General features: G+C 56.1%; 3 protein-coding genes. All 3 read left to right on the forward strand.

Annotated elements, in window-relative coordinates; all coding sequences use genetic code 11:
* Positions 1–1,269, forward strand: a 1,269-nt coding sequence (locus HMPREF2935_RS02670; RefSeq protein ID WP_246817766.1) for a helix-turn-helix domain-containing protein, incomplete at its 5' end; no start/stop codon positions are given.
* A gap of 83 nt (positions 1,270–1,352) precedes the next feature.
* The gene (locus tag HMPREF2935_RS02675) at positions 1,353–2,285 is read left to right on the forward strand and encodes a carbohydrate ABC transporter permease (protein ID WP_371326223.1); all 933 of its coding nucleotides are present in this window, start codon (positions 1,353–1,355) and stop codon (positions 2,283–2,285) included.
* Between the two features lie 16 nt (positions 2,286–2,301).
* Positions 2,302–2,746: carbohydrate ABC transporter permease (locus HMPREF2935_RS02680; RefSeq protein ID WP_141756010.1), on the forward strand; the 445-nt coding region annotated here is incomplete at its 3' end.

Below are 2,746 nucleotides of genomic sequence, written 5' to 3' on the forward strand. Positions count from 1 at the left end.
ACTGGCCTGACCTTCGCCACGGTTCCGCAGGAGCTTATCGACGCCGCGGCGCGCCACCACCTAACGCTTTTTGAAGTCCCCCGCGCCACGCCTTTCATCTCCATTATCAATACGGTGACTACGGAGCAATCGCGCATTGAGAACAACCTCCAGTTCACCTTGCACCGTCAACAGGAGCGCTTAAATCAGGCGGCGTCGAATGGCATTAACGCATTGTTGGAGCGTGCGTCGAAAGAACTCGGCGCTGCCGTGGCCGTGGCTAATGATTCAGGAAACGTCATCAATCGTCACGACTTAGGCGAGCTTTCCGCCGCCGAATTCGCGCTTGTCGCCGCAAGCCAAAGCTCTGGGCGCACCTCGGGCGCGCGCTCGAGCATCACCAAAGACGGCACGACGATCGCCACCATCACCAACGTGTTTAATACCCACGGCCGGCGGCGCATCGCACTTGCGGTATCCCGCGAGCAAAAATTCGACTCTTATGACCGCGCATTAACCCGCCACCTTGCCGGCTTGGCGGAGATGTTGCTACAAAACCGCGACTCTTCGGCCCGCATCATCCTAGGCGCTCTCGCCCTTGCCACGCAGGTCTCCGGCACCACGCCTGCGCTTGGCACCACGGCTTTAGACGCCGCTTTCAACTCTGTGGCCTCCCACGGCCGTCTCCACCTCTGCCTGGTGCAGGCCGACTCCCCCACGCGTCTTAGCCGCGCGTTGGGGTTGGTGCATCGTGCGGCAAACAAAGGCGGCTATGCCTGCTTCGTGCTGCCTTTGGAAGGCACGGCGTCGGAAAGCGCGCTCATTGCCCTGCCTCCCGAAACCATCAACGCGCAAGAGCTCTTCGGGCGCTACGCCAAAAACCTGCAGGTATCCGTACTCAAGGACACTCCGTGGGAGGAAATCAGCGCCGACCGCGTAACGGCCCTGAAGACCCACGCGCGCAGCCTGCCTCCTGGAACCATGGCGGAGTTTAGCTCCGACGCCCCCGCCTGGCTCGGTGAATCCGCAGTCCACGAGGCCTTGGGAAAGCGCCGCGCCGCGATCGTCGGAAAGCTTAAGCACCATGACGCCGCACACAATACGGAGCTGCTACGCACCTTGCGCACCTACTTGCTTGCCGACGCCCAGCTAGCCGCCGCTGCCAGCGAGCTTAATGTGCACCGCCACACCGTGCGCGCCCGTATCGAAAAAGTCCAAGCCCTGTGCGGCATCGATCTTGCCAACCCCGTGATTCGGGCGGAGACACTGCTACTTTGCCTTGGTTCTTGAGTATTTTTTCGTTCATCTTTAGTTAGCCAAGTTTTCACCCCACCGGTAGCGGGTTTTAACCTGCGCGGCTTAGCTTCTCCAAAGTGGTTATTAAACAATCGGAGCATAGTCCCGATACAGCTGCTTTACGCAAGAAAGCAGAGGGTAAAAAGCGCCAAGAGTGGTGGCTCGCGCTAGTACTCTTAGCCCCCAACCTCATTTTGTTGGGAATCTTTACCTATCGCCCACTCATCGACAATATCCGGCTTTCCTTTTTTAACTGGAATATCTCGAGCCCAACGTCGACATTCGTAGGTTTTCAGAACTACGTTGAGTGGTTCACGCGCGATGATACCAAGACCATCATCGCGAATACCCTCATCTTTACTTTCTTTGCCGTAATCGGCTCCCTGGTATTGGGGCTCGCGCTAGCTCTCTTGCTCAATCAAAACTTGAAGGGCCGCAATTTCACCCGATCGGTGGTCTTCGCACCTTTCGCGATTTCCGGAGCTGCCATCGGCATTGCTTTCCAGTTCATCTTCGATCCCAACTTCGGGCTTATTCAAGAGATGCTCAGTTGGGTAGGCGTTGAAAGGCCTAACTTCTATGCAATACCCGGTTGGGCGCTGTTCATGGTGACTTTCACTTTCGTGTGGAAGAACCTGGGCTATACCTTCGTCATTTATTTGGCTGCTCTACAAGGCCTTTCCAAGGACTTGGACGAGGCCGCGGCTATCGACGGTGCGTCCACTTGGACGCGTTTCCGCCGCGTGACGCTGCCACAGCTTCGCCCCACTACATTCTTTCTTTCGATCACGGTGACGCTGAACTCTGTACAGGTCTTCGACATCATCAACGTAATGACCCGTGGCGGCCCACAGGGTAACGGCACTACCACTCTTGTGTTCCAGATTTATCAAGAGACCTTCGTGAACTTCCGCGCTGGCTACGGCGCTACCGCCGCCACAATCATGTTCTTGATCTTGCTGATCATCACCTTGATTCAGGTACGCATCATGGACAAGCAAAACCACTAATGGGAGCGAAGCCTTAATGGACAACACCCTTAAAAAAGTTTTTGGATACATCGGCATCGTCGCCGTCCTCCTGCTGGTTGGCCTACCGCTGTTTTGGATTTTGATGACCTCCTTCAAAGCCAAAGGCGACATCTACACGGATCCAGTAAATTGGCTTCCCCCCAGCTGGGAAACCGCGAACTACAAAGACGCAACCACCCGCGTTCCTTTCTGGACGTACCTGCGCAACTCGGTGCTCATCACAGCTGTGCTGTCTGTACTGAAGATCGTGCTTGGCGTGATTTCTGCATATGCGCTGGCAATCCTGCGTTTTCCGGGACGCAACATCATCTTCCTAGTAGTCATTTCAGCGCTGATGGTACCTTCCGAAATCACCGTCATTTCCAATTACGCACTGGTCAACGCGCTGGGCTGGCGAAATACCTTCGCAGGCATCATCGTGCCTTTGGCTGGCGTCGCAT

The organism is Corynebacterium sp. HMSC076D02 (assembly GCF_001813815.1).
Lineage (GTDB): Bacteria > Actinomycetota > Actinomycetes > Mycobacteriales > Mycobacteriaceae > Corynebacterium > Corynebacterium simulans.